This is a genomic window from Nocardioides ungokensis, assembly GCF_013466985.1.
Classification (GTDB): Bacteria; Actinomycetota; Actinomycetes; order Propionibacteriales; family Nocardioidaceae; genus Nocardioides; species Nocardioides ungokensis.
On record NZ_CP059164.1, the window covers coordinates 3,232,943 to 3,250,551 of the forward strand.

The 17,609-nt window shown below is 72.5% G+C and carries 16 protein-coding genes and 3 pseudogenes; 7 read left to right on the top strand and 12 right to left on the bottom strand.

The window, feature by feature from the left end; translation table 11 throughout:
- Positions 1-129 precede the first annotated feature (129 nt).
- Both H0S67_RS15980 and H0S67_RS15985 read left to right on the top strand, forming a co-directional pair.
- Positions 130-732: a TetR/AcrR family transcriptional regulator gene (locus H0S67_RS15980; protein ID WP_180933844.1), complete on the top strand. Its 603-nt coding sequence runs from the start codon at positions 130-132 to the stop codon at positions 730-732.
- 134 nt (positions 733-866) lie between these two features.
- A complete protein-coding gene (locus H0S67_RS15985; protein WP_180933845.1) occupies positions 867-1,301 on the top strand; it encodes a hypothetical protein in 435 nt (144 codons plus the stop codon).
- A 104-nt stretch (positions 1,302-1,405) separates the two neighbouring features.
- On the opposite strand, the gene cimA is transcribed toward H0S67_RS15985, so the two are convergent.
- From cimA to H0S67_RS16010, 5 genes are all read right to left on the bottom strand, one after another.
- Positions 1,406-3,007, bottom strand: a complete 1,602-nt coding sequence (cimA, locus tag H0S67_RS15990) for a citramalate synthase (protein ID WP_180933846.1) — start codon at positions 3,005-3,007, stop codon at positions 1,406-1,408.
- A gap of 213 nt (positions 3,008-3,220) precedes the next feature.
- Positions 3,221-4,897: a serine/threonine-protein kinase gene (locus tag H0S67_RS15995; RefSeq protein WP_180933847.1), complete on the bottom strand. Its 1,677-nt coding sequence runs from the start codon at positions 4,895-4,897 to the stop codon at positions 3,221-3,223.
- Between the two features lie 56 nt (positions 4,898-4,953).
- Positions 4,954-6,027, bottom strand: a complete 1,074-nt coding sequence (locus H0S67_RS16000) for a branched-chain amino acid aminotransferase (protein WP_180933848.1) — start codon at positions 6,025-6,027, stop codon at positions 4,954-4,956.
- A gap of 89 nt (positions 6,028-6,116) precedes the next feature.
- A complete protein-coding gene (locus H0S67_RS16005; RefSeq protein ID WP_180933849.1) occupies positions 6,117-7,202 on the bottom strand; it encodes a 3-isopropylmalate dehydrogenase in 1,086 nt (361 codons plus the stop codon).
- 11 nt (positions 7,203-7,213) lie between these two features.
- On the bottom strand, positions 7,214-7,351 hold the full coding sequence (locus H0S67_RS16010) for a hypothetical protein (RefSeq protein ID WP_180933850.1): 138 nt from the start codon (positions 7,349-7,351) through the stop codon (positions 7,214-7,216).
- A gap of 376 nt (positions 7,352-7,727) precedes the next feature.
- Between H0S67_RS16010 and H0S67_RS16015 the strand changes: the two genes are divergently transcribed.
- The gene (locus tag H0S67_RS16015) at positions 7,728-8,297 is read left to right on the top strand and encodes an O-methyltransferase (RefSeq protein WP_180933851.1); all 570 of its coding nucleotides are present in this window, start codon (positions 7,728-7,730) and stop codon (positions 8,295-8,297) included.
- A 16-nt stretch (positions 8,298-8,313) separates the two neighbouring features.
- Here the strand turns inward: H0S67_RS16015 and yczE are convergent, their stop codons facing one another.
- Positions 8,314-9,006 carry a membrane protein YczE gene (gene yczE / locus H0S67_RS16020; protein WP_180933852.1) on the bottom strand — a complete coding sequence of 231 codons (693 nt, stop codon included), beginning with the start codon at positions 9,004-9,006 and terminating at the stop codon, positions 8,314-8,316.
- Between the two features lie 62 nt (positions 9,007-9,068).
- Here yczE and yczR point away from each other — a divergent pair, with 62 nt between their 5' ends.
- The gene (yczR, locus tag H0S67_RS16025) at positions 9,069-10,529 is read left to right on the top strand and encodes a MocR-like transcription factor YczR (RefSeq protein ID WP_180933853.1); all 1,461 of its coding nucleotides are present in this window, start codon (positions 9,069-9,071) and stop codon (positions 10,527-10,529) included.
- 36 nt (positions 10,530-10,565) lie between these two features.
- Here yczR and serA read toward each other — a convergent pair.
- Positions 10,566-12,334 (bottom strand): annotated as a pseudogene (gene serA / locus H0S67_RS16030) (phosphoglycerate dehydrogenase).
- Positions 12,335-12,346: 12 nt separating this feature from the next.
- On the opposite strand from serA, the gene H0S67_RS16035 reads away from it, so the two are divergent.
- The 3 genes from H0S67_RS16035 to H0S67_RS23760 are packed head-to-tail and all read left to right on the top strand — an operon-like array spanning position 12,347 to position 13,996.
- Positions 12,347-12,970 (top strand): ATP-binding cassette domain-containing protein, encoded by a 624-nt coding sequence (locus H0S67_RS16035; protein WP_180933854.1) that lies wholly within the window; start codon positions 12,347-12,349, stop codon positions 12,968-12,970.
- A gap of 44 nt (positions 12,971-13,014) precedes the next feature.
- Positions 13,015-13,764, top strand: coding sequence for an ATP-binding cassette domain-containing protein (locus tag H0S67_RS26830; protein WP_281368871.1), 750 nt, complete (start codon positions 13,015-13,017; stop codon positions 13,762-13,764).
- A 16-nt stretch (positions 13,765-13,780) separates the two neighbouring features.
- Positions 13,781-13,996, top strand: coding sequence for a hypothetical protein (locus H0S67_RS23760; protein ID WP_219635297.1), 216 nt, complete (start codon positions 13,781-13,783; stop codon positions 13,994-13,996).
- On the opposite strand, the gene H0S67_RS16045 is transcribed toward H0S67_RS23760, so the two are convergent.
- The 5 genes and pseudogenes from H0S67_RS16045 to H0S67_RS25595 all read right to left on the bottom strand — a co-directional run bounded on the left by H0S67_RS16045 (position 13,944) and on the right by H0S67_RS25595 (position 17,591).
- Entirely contained in the window at positions 13,944-14,387 is a 444-nt protein-coding gene (locus H0S67_RS16045; RefSeq protein ID WP_219635298.1) for a GNAT family N-acetyltransferase, read from the bottom strand. The genes H0S67_RS23760 and H0S67_RS16045 overlap by 53 nt on opposite strands.
- A 202-nt stretch (positions 14,388-14,589) precedes the next feature.
- Positions 14,590-14,975: pseudogene (locus H0S67_RS28320) on the bottom strand (Dyp-type peroxidase).
- The gene (locus tag H0S67_RS25590; protein ID WP_425489823.1) at positions 14,882-15,856 is read right to left on the bottom strand and encodes a Dyp-type peroxidase; all 975 of its coding nucleotides are present in this window, start codon (positions 15,854-15,856) and stop codon (positions 14,882-14,884) included. The pseudogene H0S67_RS28320 and the gene H0S67_RS25590 overlap by 94 nt, the downstream one beginning before the upstream one ends.
- A 1-nt stretch (position 15,857) precedes the next feature.
- Complete coding sequence (gene efeO / locus H0S67_RS16055) at positions 15,858-16,703, bottom strand: iron uptake system protein EfeO (RefSeq protein ID WP_219635299.1); 846 nt, start codon at positions 16,701-16,703, stop codon at positions 15,858-15,860.
- Positions 16,704-16,821: 118 nt separating this feature from the next.
- A pseudogene (locus tag H0S67_RS25595) lies at positions 16,822-17,591 on the bottom strand (FTR1 family iron permease).
- Between the last annotated feature and the right edge of the window lie 18 nt (positions 17,592-17,609).

Here is a 17,609-nt window from a genome sequence, read left to right on the forward strand (position 1 = left end):
AGTGCTCCTACAGGGGTTTCGGGGGACAGTCCACGAGACCAAACGGACTGCGGTCCGCTTAGTATTCCCCGTCCCGGCCACCTTCATCCGCCCGGCCCCGCCTGCGGCCTGTCTAGAGTGAGCGACGTCATGTCCGAGCACCACCTCCTGCCCCTGGTGGACGCGCCCACCCCGGAGCGGCGCGATGCCGCACGCAACCGGGAGGCGCTGCTCCGGGCTGCCCAGGAGCTGGTCGAGCGCTGCAGCGCGGACGCGGTCACCATGGACGCGGTCGCCGCCGCCGCGGGGGTCGGGAAGGGCACCGTCTTCCGACGGTTCCACTCCCGCGAGGGACTGATGGCGGCGCTGCTCGACCACTCCGAGACCGAGTGGCAGGCCGCCGTGATGTCCGGGCCGCCCCCGCTCGGCCCCGGCGCCGAGCCGTGGGAACGCCTGATGGCGTTCGGACGCTCCCGCCTCGAGACCACCCTGCTCCACGCCGACCTGATCCGGCAGGCGGGCCGGGCGGGAACGCGCTCGTTCGCGGCGTACTCCTTCGCCGCCATGCACGTGCGCTACCTCCTCGCCCAGCTCGGCGTCACGGGGGACCTGCCCCTTCTCGCGACCGCACTGATGGCGCCCCTCGAGGCGCCCGTCCTCGACCAGCAGGTGCGCATCGAGGGTCTCGACGTCGACCGGATCCACGCGGGCTGGGTCGACCTGGCCCGACGCATCGTGGGGAGGCGTACCTAATGTTGGGCCGATCTCCGAGCCCAGCCTGAGAAGACCCTCAATTTCAGGCATGACTCGCCTGAGTGCGCTTCCTAGGTTCACGGACATGGGAGGACAGGCCTTCCCATTCGATTGAGGCCTAGGGGGCCAAGACAATGAACAAGACAACCAAGACCGCTGGTGCCGGCGTAGCCGCGCTGGCTCTGGTCGCACTCTCCGCCGGTGCGGCGAGTGCGGAAAGCACACTCGTCAAGATCGGCAAGTACGGCGAGCTCTCCGCGACGCACAACATCGCGTGGATCAAGCTGAAGGTCACCTGCTCGCCGGACACCACGTCCGCCGAGGCCGACCTCTACCTCACCCAGGTCACGCACGGCACCGTGCAGACGCAGTACTCGGAGGTGTCGTTCTACAACTCCGTCGAGTGCTCGGGCAACGAGGAAGCCGTCTGGATCCCGGTCCGCCGGCCCACCGGTGGGTACAAGTGGGTCCAGGGCGCCGCGCGCGTCTCGGACGTCAACATCTACACCGAGGACCCGTCGGGCGACTTCTCCAGCCACCTCGACGGCCGCACGGTCCACCTGCGCTGACCGCTGGACACAGCCCCTCCCTCCCGCTCGCGGGAGGGAGGGGTTCTCCATGTCGGGCACTCCATGTCGGGACAGGGCCGACGAGGCGTGCCGGAGGGTGCGGGTCAGACCTGCCGGCGCCGCAGGCCGAACGTGACCCCGTCGACCAGCGCCCCCCACGAGGCCTCGATGACGTTGTGCCCCACGCCCACCGTCACCCACGACGACTCCCCGTCGCTGGTCTCGATGAGCACCCGGGTGATCGCGTCGGTGCCGTGCCCCTGGTCCAGGATGCGCACCTTGTAGTCGATCAGCTCGAACTTCGCGACCTGCGGGTAGGCCTGGCCGATGGCCTCGCGCAGCGCCTGGTCCAGCGCGTTGACCGGACCGTTGCCCTCGCCGGTCACGACGTAGCGCACCCCGTCGGCCTTCAGCTTCACGGTCGCCTCGGAGACGGCCTCCTCGCCCACCGCCGAGCGCGGCAGGGTCTCGGTGATCACCCGCCACGACTCGACCTCGAAGTACGACGGCCGCCGGCCCTCGACCTCCTCGAGGAGCAGCAGCTCGAACGACGCGTCGGCGGCCTCGAAGGTGTAGCCGCGCGCCTCGAGCTCCTTGACCCGATCGGTCACCCGGGTGACCAGCTCCTTGTCGCCCCGAGGACCAGTGAGGTCGAAGCCGAGCTCTCGTCCTTTCAGCTCGATCGAGGCGCGCCCGGCCATGTCCGAGACCAACAGCCTCATGTCGTTGCCGACCCCCACGGGGTCCATGTGCTGGTAGAGGTTCGGGTCGACCTTGATCGCGCTGGCGTGCAGCCCGGCCTTGTGCGCGAACGCCGACGTGCCGACGTAGGGCTGGCGGGAGGCGGGCGGGACGTTCGTCACCTCGGCGACCGCGTGCGCGATCCGGGTGGCCTCCCGCAGCAGCCCCTGCGGGAGCACCTGCCGGTCCAGCTTCAGCTCGAGGTTGGCCACCACGGTGACGAGGTCGGCGTTGCCGGTCCGCTCGCCGTAGCCGTTGATCGTGCCCTGCACGTGGCTGGCGCCCGCGTCGACCGCGGCCAGGGTGTTCGCCACCGCGCAGCCGGTGTCGTTGTGGCAGTGGATGCCGACTCGCACCCCCGTGGAGTCGACGACGTCGTGCACCACGTCGGCCACCCAGCCCGGCAGCATGCCGCCGTTGGTGTCGCACAGCGCGACCACCTCGGCGCCGGCGTCGTACGCCGTGCGCAGCACCTCGAGGGCGTAGTCGCGGTTGGCGCGGTAGCCGTCGAAGAAGTGCTCGGCGTCGAGGAAGACCTGCTGTCCCTCGGCACGCAGGTGGGAGACGGTGTCGCGGACCATCGCGAGGTTCTCCTCCAGCGTGGTCCGCAGGGCCAGCTCGACGTGGCGGTCGTGGGACTTGGCGACCAGCGTCACGACCCCGGCGCCGCTCTCGCGCAGCGCCGCGACCAGCGGGTCGTCGGCCGCCTTCACGCCGGCGCGCCGGGTGGCGCCGAAGGCGGCCAGCCGGGCGTGCCGCAAGTCCAGCTCCTGCGCGGCACGACGGAAGAACTCGGTGTCCTTGGGGTTGGCCCCGGGCCAGCCGCCCTCGATGTAGCCCACGCCGAGGCCGTCGAGCTGCCGGGCGATGCTCAGCTTGTCGGCGACCGAGAGGTTGAGCCCCTCCTGCTGCGCCCCGTCGCGCAGGGTGGTGTCGTAGACGTGGAACGTGCCGTGCAGGTCCATCGGTCAGTCTCTTCCGTCATGCGGTCCGGGCAACAAAAAGACCTCCCGTGGTACGAGAGGTCTGCGCGTCGGCTGCCCCGGGATGGGGCGACGACGCGCTAGGTAATGATCTCCTGCTGCTGCATGCGAACCATGCTGCCACGGTCACCGCGACCCGGCGCAGGGATCTCGGCATCCGAGCCACCCCGGCCCCCGTTCGGTGCGCGCGGTGGCTCAGCCGCCGGGGAGCCAACCGGGGAGGGACAGGCCCGCGAACGGCTGGTCGGAGGCCGGCGCCCACGAGGTGCCGACCGCGTCGAGTCGCAGCGACAGCGCGAACGCCACCACCGCCACGAGGAAGACGGCCACCACCCAGGGTCGCGCCGAGGCTGAGGCGGGGTTCACCACCCGGGACAGCGGCGCGCGGACCCGGGAGCCTCCCGGCCCGAGCCACAGCGAGGTCACGAACACCATGCCCGCCACGGCCAGCGTGGTCGTCAGGCCGGCGGCGACGGCGTAGCAGATCAGCGCCGCCGCCACGGCCAGGCCGAGGCTCCACAGCGTCAGCACCACCGTGCCGCCGATCGACCGGACCAGGTGCCAGGGCGCGGCCAGGAGGAACTGCATCCCGTCGTACCACTTGCGGCCGCGCAGCCGCCTCCGGTCGCCCGCGGCGCTCGCGGCGAGCGAGCCGCTGCGGAGCAGCCAGGTGACCAGGAGCAGGGACAGGGACGCCAGCCAGGGGTACGCCGCGATCGCGGCACCGGCAGCCACGGCACCGGTGCCGAGCAGGACTCCGCGCCGCAGGCGCTCGGGCCAGGGTGCGCGGGGGGCCTGCGCCGGCCAGGCCTCGCCATCGCCGGACCACTCGTCCTCGGACCACCCGTCGTGGGGCGCCGGCGCGAGCGGCCACTGCTCGCCCGGCGACTGCTGGGAGAGCGCCAGGGTGGGCGGCTCCTCGTCACCCGGGCCGGCGAAGGTCTCGCGCGGCAGGTGGTCGGTGGGCGCCGCCGCCGGCGCCTGGGCTGCGATCGCCAGGGGGATCGTGTAGGGGTCGTCCGCCGCCGGCACCGGAGGCACGGGCGCCGCGGTCGGCCCGGACGGGTCCGGCCGCAGCCAGCGCAGCAGGTCGTCGACCCCCGGCCGGCGGGCGGGATCGGGGTCGAGCGCGGCCTCGACGATGCCGCGCAGCTGGGCGGGCAGCCCACTGAGCTCGTGCTCGCCGCGCCGGACCCGGTCCATGATCGCCATCGAGGGCCCGCGCCCGAAGGGGGGCCGGCCGGTGCCGGCGTAGGCGACCGTCGCGGCCCACGAGTGCACGTCGGAGGCGCTGGTCGCGTCGTCGCCGTAGAGGATCTCCGGGGCCAGGTAGCCGGGCGTGCCGAGCAGCCAGCCCGTGTGGGTGAGCTTCGGGTCGTCAGCCACGCGGGCGAGCCCGAAGTCGATGAGGATGGGCGTGCGTCCCTCCATCAGCACGTTGGACGGCTTGACGTCGCGGTGCAGCACCCCCACCCGGTGGACCGAGGCGAGCCCCTCGGCCAGGCAGCCGGCGAACCAGGTGAGGTCGGCACCCGTGATCGGTCCCTCGTCGACGACGTGGTCGTGCAGCGACAGGCCGGGCACGTAGCGGGTGGCGACGTACGGCACCTCCCCCCACGGGTCGGCGTCGACGATCTCGGCGACCCACCGGCTGCGGATCCGGGTCAGCGAGCTGACCTCGCGGGCCAGCCGGGCACGCGCCTCGTCGTCACCCACGATGTGCGGCCGCAGCACCTTCAGCGCGACCCGGTCACCACCCGGCCTGCGGGCCAGGTGGACCACGCCCATCCCACCCTCGCCGATGCGCGACAGGAGGGTGTAGTCGCCCACGGTCCTGCTCTCAGGCAGGTCGGGGCGCGGGGACGTCGTCACGGACCGAGGTTACCGGTGGAGGGGCGCCGGAGGCCGCGACCCGGCGCGGGCTCCGGTCAGACGATCCGGTGCATCCAGCCGAAGGCGTCCTCGGCCCGGCCGTACTGGATGTCGACGAGCGCCTGGCGGACCTTCATCGTCAGGTCGGTGCTCGCGGGCGCGGACACCTCGCCGCCGTCCCACTTCAGCGACCCGACCGGGGTCACCACCGCGGCGGTGCCGCAGGCGAAGATCTCGGTGATCCGGCCGCTGGAGACCCCCTCGCGCCACTCGTCGATGGAGAACTTCCGCTCCTCGACCTGGTGGCCGAGCTTGCCGGCGAGCTCGATGATGCTGGAGCGCGTGATCCCCTCGAGGATGGTGCCGGTCCCGGGGGTCACGATCCGGCCGTCGTCGAAGACGAAGTACATGTTCATGCCGCCGAGCTCCTCGACGTACTTCCCCTCCTGGGCGTCGAGGAAGACGACCTGGTCGCAGCCCTGGCCGCTCGCCTCCTGCTGCGCCACCAGGGAGCTGGCGTAGTTGCCGCCGGTCTTGGCCGCGCCCATGCCGCCGCGGCCCGCGCGGGTGTACTCCTCGGTGAGCCACAGGGTGACCGGCTTGACGCCGCCCTTGAAGTAGGCGCCGGCCGGGCTGGCGATGACCATGAACGTGACGTGCTGGCTGGGCCGCACGCCGAGGAACTTCTCGGTGGCGATCATGAACGGGCGCACGTAGAGGCTCTTCTCCCCCGCCGCGTCCGGCACCCAGCGCTGGTCGACCCTGACCAGCTCGTCGACGGCCGCGACGAAGTCCTGCGGGTCGAGGACCGGGAAGGCCAGGCGCTTGCTGGAGCGCGCCATCCGCGCGGCGTTCTCCTCCGGCCGGAACGACCAGATCGACCCGGCGTCGTGGCGGTAGGCCTTCATGCCCTCGAAGGTCTCCTGGGCGTAGTGCAGCACCGCCGTGGCCGGGTCGAGCGTGAGCGGCCCGTAGGGCTCGATCCGGGCGCCGTGCCAGCCGGCATCGGGCGTCCACTCCACCGTGAACATGTGGTCGGTGAAGAACTGGCCGAAGCCCGGGTTGGCCAGGATCTCGGCGAGCCGCGCGTCGTCGACCGGCTGCGGGTTGTGGGTGGTGCTGATCTGCATGGAAGGCACGTTAGCCGACCTTTCGGAAAGGCGAGACGCCGAGCACCACTCGGGTGCCCGGCGTCTCGGGGAGGACGTGACGGCAGGCGTCAGCCGGCTACTCGCGCGGCGACCGCGTCGCCGATCTCGGTCGTCCGCCGCGCGGTGCCCGGCGTACGGGTGGCGAGGTCGTCGATGACCGCGGTCTCGACGGCGGCGGCCGCGTCGGCGTACCCGAGGTGGTCGAGCAGGAGCGACGCGGAGAGGATCGCCGCGGTGGGGTCGGCCAGCTGCTGGCCGGCGATGTCGGGCGCGGAGCCGTGGACGGGCTCGAACATCGAGGGCGCGGTGCGGTCCGGGTTGATGTTCCCGGACGCCGCGAGCCCGATGCCGCCGGTGATCGCGGCGGCGAGGTCGGTGATGATGTCGCCGAAGAGGTTGTCGGTGACGATCACGTCGAAGCGCGACGGGTCGGTCGTCATGAAGATCGTGGCCGCGTCGATGTGCAGGTAGTCGACGGTGACGTCGGGGTGCTCGAGCCCCACCTCGCCCACCACTCGGCTCCAGACCGCCCCGGCGTTGACCAGCACGTTGGTCTTGTGGACCAACGTCAGCTTCTTGCGCGGGCGGCGTTGGGCCCGGGCGAACGCGTCGCGCACGACCCGCTCCACGCCGAACGCCGTGTTGAGGGAGACCTCGGTGGCGACCTCGTGCGGGGTTCCCACCCGGATCGAGCCACCGTTGCCGGTGTAGGGGCCCTCGGTCCCCTCGCGGACCACCACGAAGTCCACGTCGCCCGGCTCCCCCGTGATCTCTGGTCGGAGCGGGGAGGCGACGCCGGGGAAGATGCGGGACGGTCGCAGGTTCACGTAGTGGTCGAGCTCGAAGCGCAGCCGCAGCAGCAGCCCGCGCTCGAGGATCCCGGGCGGCAGGTTCGGGTCGCCGGGCTTGCCGCCCACCGCGCCGAGCAGGATCGCGTCGTGCCCGCGGATCTCCTCGAGGACCGAGTCGGGGAGCACCTCGCCGGTCGCGAGGTAGCGCTCCGCGCCGAGGTCGTAGCGGGTCGGCTCGAACTTCACCCCGGCCGGGGCCGCGGCCTCGAGCACCTTGAGGGCCTCGGCCGTGACCTCCTGCCCGATGCCGTCGCCGGGGATGACGGCGAGCCTGAGGGTGCCGGTGGGGTTCGAGTCAGTCATGTCGCGAAACGTTAGTTGTCGTCGGGACGCTGGCCGCCGTTGTCTCGCAGGTCAAGCGACGCCTGGACTGCGGCGTAGGTGTTCTCGGCGCTGCGGGGGTTCTCGGGGTGGTGGCTGGCAGGTCCCCACTCGGGGTACATGTCGTACATCGGTCTGCTCCTCTGGTGATCAGGTGGTCATGGCTGAGTCGGGCACGTGGGTCGTGCGCTGAGACGCCCCGTGACGGGGGCTGGTCGACTCATGGATCACATGAGAGGAGGGGAACCTGCAGGACTGCGGATCTCGCACGTGCTGTGGGGTGCGATCCCGCCGCGGAGGCGTCTTCAGATGAGACGTGAGGCCGTACAACGCCGAACTCCGCGGCGAGGTGGCCTCACCTAAGAAGCCTCGCCGCGGCGCTCGATGAGTACGAACACGCTCCGCATGGTGGGGCAACGGTACGACGGTCCCGCCTGCCAGCGACACGGTTTTTCGGCAACTGTTCACGATGCGAGACGCGGTGCCCATGATGAGAGACTCGCAACCATGAGCGCACCTCCCGAACTGCCCGATGTCGTGTCCCGGGCGTTCGCCGTGTCCCGCAAGTCGGGCTACGTGTCGTTCTGCCGCAATGAGACCGGGCGGCTGCTCGCCACGCTGGCCGCCACGCGTGGCGGGACGATGGCGGAGTTCGGCACCGGCTGCGGCGTGGGCACGGCCTGGCTGCGCTCCGGCGTACGCGGTGACCAGACGCGCATCGTGACCGCCGAGCTGGACGCGAAGCTGGCCGGCGCGGCGGCCGAGATCTTCGTCGACGACCCCCAGGTGGAGGTCCTCGCGGCCGACTGGTCCACGCTGCTCGACAAGGGCCCGTTCTCGCTGCTGTTCCTGGACTCCGGGGAGCCCACCGAGGTGGGTGTCGACGCCATCGCCGACCTGGTCGAGGAGGGCGGCATCGTGGTGCTCGACGACTTCACGCCCTGCGAGCTGTGGCCGCCGATCACGGGTGGGCGCGTGGACACGCTGCGCGAGCAGTGGCTCACCGACGACCGGTTCACCTCGGTCGAGGTGATGGTTGCCTCCGACGCCTCCACCCTGATCGCGACGAAGCGCTGAGGCAGCGAGGGTCCAGTCAGCGACTCGGGCGTGCAGACGATCGTCCGACGTCTTCCAGGACGACGGTCCAGAACGGGAGCCAGCGCTGGGTGAGCGGGCCGATCGCGAGGGCGTAGAGCACCGTCCCGAGCCCGGCCACGCCCCCGAGCAGGAGCCCGATGAGGACCACGGCGACCTCGAGACCGGTGCGCACCAGCCGCAGCGAGAGGCCGGTGCGCCGGTGCAGCCCGGTCATCAGGCCATCGCGAGGGCCACGGCCGAGCTGGGCGCCGATGTACATCGCGCTGGCCAGGCCGCACAGCGCCACACCACCCACCATCAGCGCCACCCGCAGCACCAGGGCGGACGGCTGGTGCAGCAGGGCGAGCGTGGCGTCGGCGGAGAAGCCGACGACGAGCGCGTTGGAGATGGTGCCGATCCCGGGCGTCTCGCGCAGCGGGATCCAGGCCAGCAGCACGACGAAGCTCATCACCACGACGGCCTGGCCGAGCGTGATCGGCACGTGCCGGATCAGCCCCGAGTGCAGGACGTCCCACGGCGCCAGCCCCAGGTCGCCGCGGACCATCAGGGCGAGGGAGACGCCGTACAGCACGAGCCCGACGTAGAGCTGCGGCAGCCGACGGGCCAGGCGGCCGGCCCGCAGCTGGGCGAGCGGGCCGAGGTCGGTCAGTCCGGGGCGCGCGGTGGCGGGCGAGGCGATCGTGGACATGACCCCCAGCCTGCGAGGAATTGGCCTTCTCATCAATAGCCAATCGTGCGACAGTGGCCTGCATGAGCCAGTCCACCGGACCTCTCGCCGGACGCACCGTCAGCGCCGCCCGCGTCGCGGCCCTGGTCGCGGGCTTCGACCGCAACCCGGCGTACGCCGGCCTCGCCGACGCGCTCACCCTGCTCATCGGCGACGGCCGGATCGGGCTCGACACCCGGCTGCCCAGCGAGCGGGAGCTCACCGACGCGCTCGCGGTCTCGCGCACCACCGTCACCCGGGCCTACGCAGCGCTGCGCGACGCTGGGTACGCCGAGGCCCGGCAGGGGTCGGGCACCTACACCCGCGTCCCCGGCGGCCGCGCACGCGCGCACGACCGCGCGCTGCTCCCCCGCCCCGGCGACGGCGAGGCCATCGACCTCAACTGCGCCGCAGCCTCCGCGCCGCCCGGGCTGGCGGCGGCGTACGCCGAGGCCGCGGCCGAGCTGCCGGCCTACCTCGGCGGCCACGGCTACTTCCCCGCCGGGCTGCCACAGCTCCAGCGCGCCATCGCGGCGACGTACGACGCCCGCGGCCTGCCGACCGACCCCGACCAGATCATGGTGACCCCGGGGGCGTTGAGCGCGGCCTCGATCGTGGCCCAGGCCCACACCGGCGTCGGTGACCGGGTGCTCGTCGAGTCGCCGGTCTACCCCAACGCCACCCAGGCGATCCGGCACAGCGGCGCCCGCCTGACCGGGTCGCCGGTCGACCCCGACGGCTGGGACCTCGACGCGGTCGCCGTGGCCCTGCGGGAGACCGCACCGAAGGTCGCCTACCTGATCCCCGACTTCCAGAACCCCACCGGTCACCTGATGACCGACGAGCAACGGCGCGAGTACGCCACGCACCTGCGCCGGACCCGGACGGTCGCCGTCATCGACGAGGCCCACCAGGCGCTCTCCCTCGACGGGCAGGAGATGCCGCAACCGTTCGCGGCGTACCTCCCCGGGGCGATCACCATCGGCAGCGCCAGCAAGACCTTCTGGGGCGGCCTGCGCCTGGGCTGGATCCGGTCTCCCGAGGGCGGCATGGAGCAGCTCACGCGGGCCCGGGTCGGGCTCGACCTCGGGGCGCCCGTGATGGAGCAGCTGGTGCTGGTCCGGCTGCTCGAGGACGCCGGCAGCATCGTCGGCGAGCACCGGTCCCGCCTGCGGGCGCAGCGCGACGCGCTCGCCGCCGCGATCTCGTCCGCGCTGCCGGAGTGGCGCTTCCGGCTGCCCTCGGGCGGGCTGGCGTTGTGGTGCGAGCTGCCGGGACCGCTCGGCACCGCGCTGGCCGCCGAGGCCGAGCGCCTCGGCGTGATCGTGGCCCCGGGGCCGGTGTTCGCCGCCGAGGGCGGCCTGGACCGCTTCGTGCGGATCCCCTGGACCCGACCGGCCGACGAGCTCGAGGACGCGGTCGGGCGGCTCGCCCGCGCCTGGGACGTGGTCCGCGGACGACGTGGCTCGCGGCCCGACGGGCCCGGTCGCGTGATGGTCGCCTGAGGGTCCTGGCGGGATAGTCCGACGAAGGGGCCCGCCTCAGACCAGGTTGACGGCTCGCACGGACGCGGCCTCGATGGCCTCCTGGATCTCGGCCAGCGAGTCCGAGGGGATCTCGGTGTCGACCGACAGGGCCACCAGGGCCTGGCCGCCCTTGGTGTCGCGGGAGACCTGCATGCCGGCGATGTTCACCCCGGCGTCGCCCAGGATCCGGCCGACGGTGCCGACCATCCCCGGCCGGTCCTCGTAGCGGAAGAACGCGAGGTGGTCGGTCGGTTCGATGTCGACGTCGAAGCCATTGACCTCCACCAGCCGCTCCTTCTGGTTGATCCCGACCAGGGTGCCGCTCACCGAGACCTGCGCGCCGTCGGCGAGCGTGCCGCGGATGGTGATCAGGTTGCGGTGGTCGGGGCTCTCCGGATCCGCGACGAGGCGTACGGCGCAGCCACGCTCGGCCGCCAGCAGCGGCGCGTTCACGTAGGACACCTGCTCCTCGACGATGTCGGCGAAGACGCCCTTGAGCGCGGCCAGCTCGAGCACCTTGACGTCGTAGTCGGTGATCTCGCCGCGGACCTCGACGTCGATCTGCTGCGCGACCTCACCGGCGAGGCCGGTGAAGACCCGGCCCAGCTTCTCGGTCAGCGGGATGCCCGGCCGCACGTCCTCGGCGATCACGCCACCCTGCACGTTCACCGCGTCGGGCACGAGCTCGCCGGCCAGCGCGAGCCGGACCGAGCGGGCGACGGCGAGGCCGGCCTTCTCCTGCGCCTCGTCGGTGGACGCACCGAGGTGGGGGGTGGCCACGACGTTGTCGAGCTCGAAGAGGGGGCTGTCCGTGCAGGGCTCCTGGGTGAAGACGTCGAGGCCCGCGGCCGCCACGCGGCCCTCCTTGAGCGCGGAGTGGAGGGCGACCTCGTCGACGATGCCGCCGCGGGCCGCGTTGACCAGCACCAGGGACGGTTTGACCTTCGCGAGCTGCTCGGCACCGATCAGGCCGAGGGTCTCGGGGGTCTTCGGCAGGTGCACCGACATGAAGTCGGCCTCGCGGAGCAGCGTGTCGAGCTCGACCAGCCGGACACCCATCTGGGCCGCCCGCCCCGCCTGCACGTAGGGGTCGTAGGCCACGACCTTCATCCCGAAGGCGGACAGGCGCTGGGCGACCAGCACGCCGATCCGGCCGAGCCCGACGATCCCGACGGTCTTCTCGTACAGCTCGACGCCCGTGTAACGCGACCGCATCCACTCCCCGCGACGCAGGGCCTGGTGCGCCGGCGAGATGTGCCGGGCCGCCGCCAGCATCAGGCCGACCGCCAGCTCGGCCGCCGAGACGATGTTGGAGGTGGGGGCGTTGACGACCATGACCCCGACTGGGTCGCGGCGCGGACGTCGACGTTGTCGAGGCCCACCCCGGCCCGGGCCACGACCTTCAGGTGCGTGGCGGCGGCGAGGGCCTCGGAGTCCACCTTCGTGGCCGAGCGGACCAGGAGCGCATCGGCGTCGGCGATCGCCGGCAGCAGCTCGCCGCGGTCGGCGCCGTCGCAGGTGCGGATCTCGAAGTCCGGGCCGAGCGCCTCGACGGTGGCGGGGCTCAGCTCCTCAGCGATGAGTACGACGGGCTTGGTCACAGCGGTGTCCTCGGTCCTGATCGGAGAGGTTGGCATGCACGACGCTGTGCGGCCTTCCACACTACCTGAGCACACTCCGGTAATTCGGTTGTGTCCGCCCACGCCCGCACCGGTAACCTGCCGCCGTGGACATCGCCTGACGACCTCGCCCCGCCCGCGTCCGCGGGTCCGCCACCTCGTCATCCGGAGTCGCCCGTGTCCACCACTCTCACCATCTCCCGCCTCGACGTCGCGTTCGCCGCGCGCACCCTCGTCCGGGGCCTCGACCTGGTCCTCGCCGACGGCAGCGTGACCGCGCTGGTCGGCGCCAACGGCTCCGGCAAGTCCACGCTGATGCGCACCGTCGTCGGCGAGCTGCCGATCGAGTCCGGCACCATCCAGCTCGCCCCGCGGGACGCCACCATCGGGTGGCTCCCCCAGGTCGTGCCCGATCCGTCGGAGTCGCTGCTGGAGTACGCCCGTCGGCGTACCGGCGTCGCCGAGGCCGACCGCGACCTCGACCGTGCCTCGGCCGCGCTGGCCGCGGGCAGTCCCGGCGCGGACGACGAGTACGCCTTGGTGCTCGACCGCTGGCTCGCCCTCGGCGCCGCCGACCTCGAGGACCGGCTGCCGCAGGTGGCCGCCAAGGTCGGCCTGGACGTCGACGCGGACCGCCCGCTCGGCAGCCTCTCGGGCGGCCAGGCCGCCCGCGCCGCGCTGGTGGCCGTGCTGCTCAGCAGGTACGACGTGCTGCTGCTCGACGAGCCCACCAACGACCTCGACGCGCGCGGCCTGGCACTCATGGTCGAGTTCGTCGAGGGGCACCAGGGGCCATCCTGATCGCCAGCCACGACCGGGGCTTCCTGGACCGCGTCGCGACCCAGGTGGTCGAGCTCGACCTCGCCCAGCAGCGGATCGGCCACTACAGCGGCGGACGGTCGGAGTACGTCGCGGCTCGGGACCTGGCCCGGCGGCACGCCCGTGAGGCGTACGAGACCTACGCCGGCCAGCGTGACGACCTCATCTCCCAGGCCCGTCGCCGCGACGACTGGGCGGCCAGGGGACACCGGAACGTGTCCACCGGCGGCGAGCCGGACAAGCACATCCGCGAGAAGGCACCGCGCACGCGCCGACCGTCAGTCCGCCAAGGCGGCACGGCTGAAGAAGGCCGTCGACCGGCTCGAGGTGGTCGAGCAGCCGCGCAAGGAGTGGGAGCTGCGCTACTCGATCAGCCCGGGGGCGGAGCCCGCGGCCGTGGTCGCCACGCTCGACCGGGCCGAGGTCGCCCGTGGGGCTTCCGGCTCGGACCGGTCGACCTCACCGTCGCCCGCGGTGACCGGGTCGCGGTCTCCGGCGACAACGGCAGCGGCAAGACGACGCTGGTCAAGGCCCTCCTCGGCGAGATCCCGCTCGTCGCGGGACGGCGGTCGCTGGGCACCAGGGTCCGAACCGGCGTCCTGGACCAGCGTCGCTCGCTGCTGGACTCCGACGAGTCGGTGGTCGACGTGGTGCGGGCCGAGCTCGCCGGGCCGGACGAGCAGGGACCCGACCGTGGGGGGTGCGCACGCTGCTCGCGAAGTTCGGGATGGGCAGCGAGCACGTCGACCGCCCGGCGCGGACCCTGTCGATGGTGAGCGCACCCGGGCGCTGATGGCGGTCTTCCAGGCCCGGGAGGTCAATGTGCTCGTGCTCGACGAGCCGACCAACCACCTCGATGTGGCGGCCATCGAGCAGCTCGAGGCGGCTCTCGTCGACTACTCAGGCACCCTGCTCGTCGTCAGCCACGACGAGGCCCTGGTGGCGTCGCTCGACGTCACCAGCCGCTGGCACGTCGAGGACGGCCGGGTGACGGTGACGCAGGCCTGACCCCCGTCAGCGGTCGCGCGGGATGGCCAGCCACTCGGCCCAGGTCAGGTCGCGGCCGACGTACCGCGGGGGTCAGCGGCCAGTCCGCGGCGATCCACGCCGGGACCAGCTCGTCGAGGGCCGCCTCGACCGGCGAGCCGACGTGCTCGTCGCGCACCCACCAGGAGATGTCGGCGTCGGCCCCGGCCTTGTCGGTCGGGTCGATGTAGACGCAGCCGACCAGCTCGGTCTCCCCGGCGTCGAAGAGCGCGTAGTTGAAGGACTCGTGGGCCTGGACCTCGTCCCAGTGGTGCTGGAGGTCCTCGCGGTCCTGCTCGGCGGTCATCGACGCCGGCGGCCAGCCCCAGGCCTCGCCGTAGATCGACCAGAGCCGCTCACGGGAGCCCATCACCGCCGGCAGTCGAGCTCGGTGTCGTCGGGGTGGATCGGGCGCAGGTGGTGGCCGGTCGGCAGCTCGACGCGAGTCGGGTGCTGCCAGTCCTCGGGCAACCAGGGGTCGGTGGGCATCGCCAGGTCCTTTCCGCGCGTGGACCCGCATCGTAGGACGGGTCCGGACCGGGCGCCCCCCGTTTGCGGCGCCCGGTCCGGAAGGCTCAGGCGAACAGCGCCTGCCCGACGTGCTCCCCGGGCCCCACGCCCGGCGGCACCACGAACAGGGCCGAGCCGGTGACCTGGAGGTACTCCATGAGCGCGTCGACCTTCGCCATCCGCGTCTGGACGGGGATGAAGTGGGTGCGCGGGTCGCGCACGTAGGCCAGGAAGAACATCCGGCGTTCAGCCCGCCCAGGGCGTCGGTGCCGTCGACGAAGTTGTAGCCGCGCCGCAGCATCCGGACACCGTCGTTGTGGTCGGGGTGCACCACACTGACGTGGGAGTCGCGCGGGATCACCGGGCCGTCGCTCCCCGGCATCGAGAAGTCGGGTTCGGTGAGCTCGCCGCCGCCCGAGAGCGGCGCCCCCGTGCCCTTGGTGCGGCCCACGAAGTCCTCCTGGTCACCGAGCGCGGCTGCCGGTCCCAGATCTCGATCCGCATGTTGATCCGCCTCGCCACCAGATAGGAGCCCCCCGCGAGCCACAGCGCCTTCACGTCGTCGCCGGAGCCGACCCACACGTGCTCCTCCAGCGCGGCGGTCTCCTCGGCCTTGACGTTGGCGGTGCCGTCCTTGAACCCGAAGAGGTTGCGCGGCGTGGACTGGGCGGTCGAGGTGGTGGAGGTGCGGCCGAAGCCGAGCTGCGACCAGCGCACCGCGACGGTGCCGAAGCCGATGCGGGCGAGGTTTGCGGATCGCGTGCACGGCCACCTGCGGATCGTCGGCACACGCCTGAACGCACAGGTCGCCGCCCGAGCGCGCCGGGTCGAGGTCGTCGCCGGGAAGTGGGGCAGGTCGCGCAACGCCTCCGGCTGCCGGTCGGCCAGGCCGAACCGGTCCCGGCCGCGGGCGTCACGGAAGAGGCTCGGCCCGAAGCCGAACGTGATCGTCAGCCCGCTGGCGTCCAGGCCGATCGCCTCGCCGGTGTCGTCCGGCGGCACGTCGGCAGCGCCCTCGACCGGTCCGACCTCGCCGGCCGGCAGGCCGCGGCTCATCCGGTCGGCGGCCGCGGTCCACGCCTTCAGCAGCGCCACCAGCTGGGCGCGGGAGCCGGTGGTGACGTCGAACGCCGCGAAGTGGAGGCGGTCCTGCGCCGGCGTGACGATCCCGGCCTGGTGCTCGCCGCGGAAGGCGTACGTCGTGTCCCCGCCGCCCGGCGTGGCTGCGGCGTCGTCGGTGGCGCGGCCGGCGACGAAGGCACCGGCCAGCCCGGCAGCGGCCACGCCGCCGCCGATCAGGCCCCGGCGGGAGAGGTTCTGGGAGCCGGCCACGTCAGGACAGCACCGCCGAGGTCAGCTGCGAGAGCGGCTCGGCGAGGGCGTTGACTGCGTCGGCGAGCCGCTTGACCTCGGCGGTCGAGAGGTCGTCGTACGACGTGAAGCCGGACCCGTCACGCTGCCGGTCGAGCAGCACCTGCAGGGCGTCGAACCGCTCCTCCAGGGTGTGCTCGAGCGCGGGGTCGTTGCGCTCGAGCACGGGCTCGAGCACCTCGAACGCCTTCTTGGCGCCGTCGACGTTGGCCTGGAAGTCCCACAGGTCGGTGCGCGACCAGTACTCCTCCTCGCCGGTGACCTTGCCCTTCGCGACCTCCTCCATCAGCCCCCGGGAGCCGTTGGCGATCTGGTCGACGGTGAAGTCGAGCTTGCCGATGCGCCCGTCGAGGGTCCTGGTGTCGGCCAGCAGGTCGTCGGCGTACCTCGCCCGCTCCTGGCGGGTCAGCGACTCGTACTTGCCGGCGCGGGCCGGCCACAGGTCCTTCTCGATGCGGTGCCAGCCGGTCCACCTCTGGCCCTGCTCGAGGTCGGCCTCGCGGGCGTCCATCTTCGGGTCGAGGTCACCGAAGGACTCGGCGACCGTCTCGATGCGCTCCCAGTGGGTGCGTGCGACCGGGTAGAGCGCCCGCGCGGTGTCGTCCTGTCCTCCCCGGCCTTGTAGGCCTTGACGAACGCCGTCGTCCTGGCGAGCAGCTGGTCGGACTGCTGCTGCACGAACTCGCCGTACTGCTCCTGGGCGTGGTCGACCATCTTCTGCTCGTCGGCCGAGGTGCTGACCTTCTCCCCGGAGTCGGTGACGGTGAAGTCGGCGCGGATGCCGGCGCCCTTCATGCCCGGCTTGCACGCGGTGAGGTAGCTGCCGGCCGGGGCGTTCACCACGAGCTGGCGGGTGAGGTTGGGGCCGATGTTCTCGACCTCGCCGAGGATCCGCTGGCCATCGTCGGTGTAGAGGTAGAACTCCGTCACCTGCGAGCCGTCGTTGGTGACGTCGAAGGTTGAGCTTGCCCGAGGGCGCCTTCGTTCTCGAGACGTCGCACGCGTCGTCGGTGGAGCTGACCGTGATGGTGCGGTCGTCCTCGGTCGCCGTGGTGGCGGTGGTGTTCTGGGTGCAGGCCGCCAGGGCCGGGACGGCCGCGAGGACGGCCGCGAGCAGGGGAAGACGCATCGGGAGGGGTTCCTTCGTGGTGCGTGGGCGGGTGTCGGTCGGTGGCGCTCAGCGGCCGCCGCTGCCGGCTCCTGCTCGGCCGGCACGGGAGCGGCCTGCCGCGGCCGGCCACCCCGACGACGACACCGAGGACGAAGAGCGCCATCGTCGGCACGGCGTACAGCAGCCAGGCGGCGGCCTCGAGGTGGGTGGTGACCGGCGAGAAGTTGAAGACACCCTTGAGCAGCGTGGCGTACCAGGTGCCCGGGTCGATCGTCGCGGAGACGTCGAAGGCGACGGAGTTCAGGCCGGGCAGGATCCCGGCCTCCTGCAGGTCGTGGACGCCGTAGGACAGCACCCCGGCGGCGACGAGGATCAGGAAGCCGCCGGTCCAGGCGAAGAACCGGCTCAGGTTGATCGAGATCGCCCCGCGGTAGATCAGTAGCCCAGGACGACGGCCGAGGCCAGGCCGAGGCCCGCGCCGAGCAGCGGCTCCCAGGTCGGCGCCGACGAGCCGCCCGCGTCGCGGGTGCCGGCCTGCGTGGCGGCCCACAGGAAGAGGGCGGTCTCCAGGCCCTCCCGGCCCACGGCGAGGACGGCGACCAG

Coding starts and splice junctions, on each gene's coding strand:
- H0S67_RS15980 (WP_180933844.1), top strand. CDS start 130: ATGTCCGAGCACCACCTCCTGCCCCTGGTGGACGCGCCCACCCCGGAG.
- H0S67_RS15985 (WP_180933845.1), top strand. CDS start 867: ATGAACAAGACAACCAAGACCGCTGGTGCCGGCGTAGCCGCGCTGGCT.
- cimA (WP_180933846.1), bottom strand. CDS start 3,007: ATGGACCTGCACGGCACGTTCCACGTCTACGACACCACCCTGCGCGAC.
- H0S67_RS16000 (WP_180933848.1), bottom strand. CDS start 6,027: ATGCAGATCAGCACCACCCACAACCCGCAGCCGGTCGACGACGCGCGG.
- H0S67_RS16005 (WP_180933849.1), bottom strand. CDS start 7,202: ATGACTGACTCGAACCCCACCGGCACCCTCAGGCTCGCCGTCATCCCC.
- H0S67_RS16010 (WP_180933850.1), bottom strand. CDS start 7,351: ATGTACGACATGTACCCCGAGTGGGGACCTGCCAGCCACCACCCCGAG.
- H0S67_RS16015 (WP_180933851.1), top strand. CDS start 7,728: ATGAGCGCACCTCCCGAACTGCCCGATGTCGTGTCCCGGGCGTTCGCC.
- yczE (WP_180933852.1), bottom strand. CDS start 9,006: ATGTCCACGATCGCCTCGCCCGCCACCGCGCGCCCCGGACTGACCGAC.
- yczR (WP_180933853.1), top strand. CDS start 9,069: ATGAGCCAGTCCACCGGACCTCTCGCCGGACGCACCGTCAGCGCCGCC.
- H0S67_RS23760 (WP_219635297.1), top strand. CDS start 13,781: ATGGCGGTCTTCCAGGCCCGGGAGGTCAATGTGCTCGTGCTCGACGAG.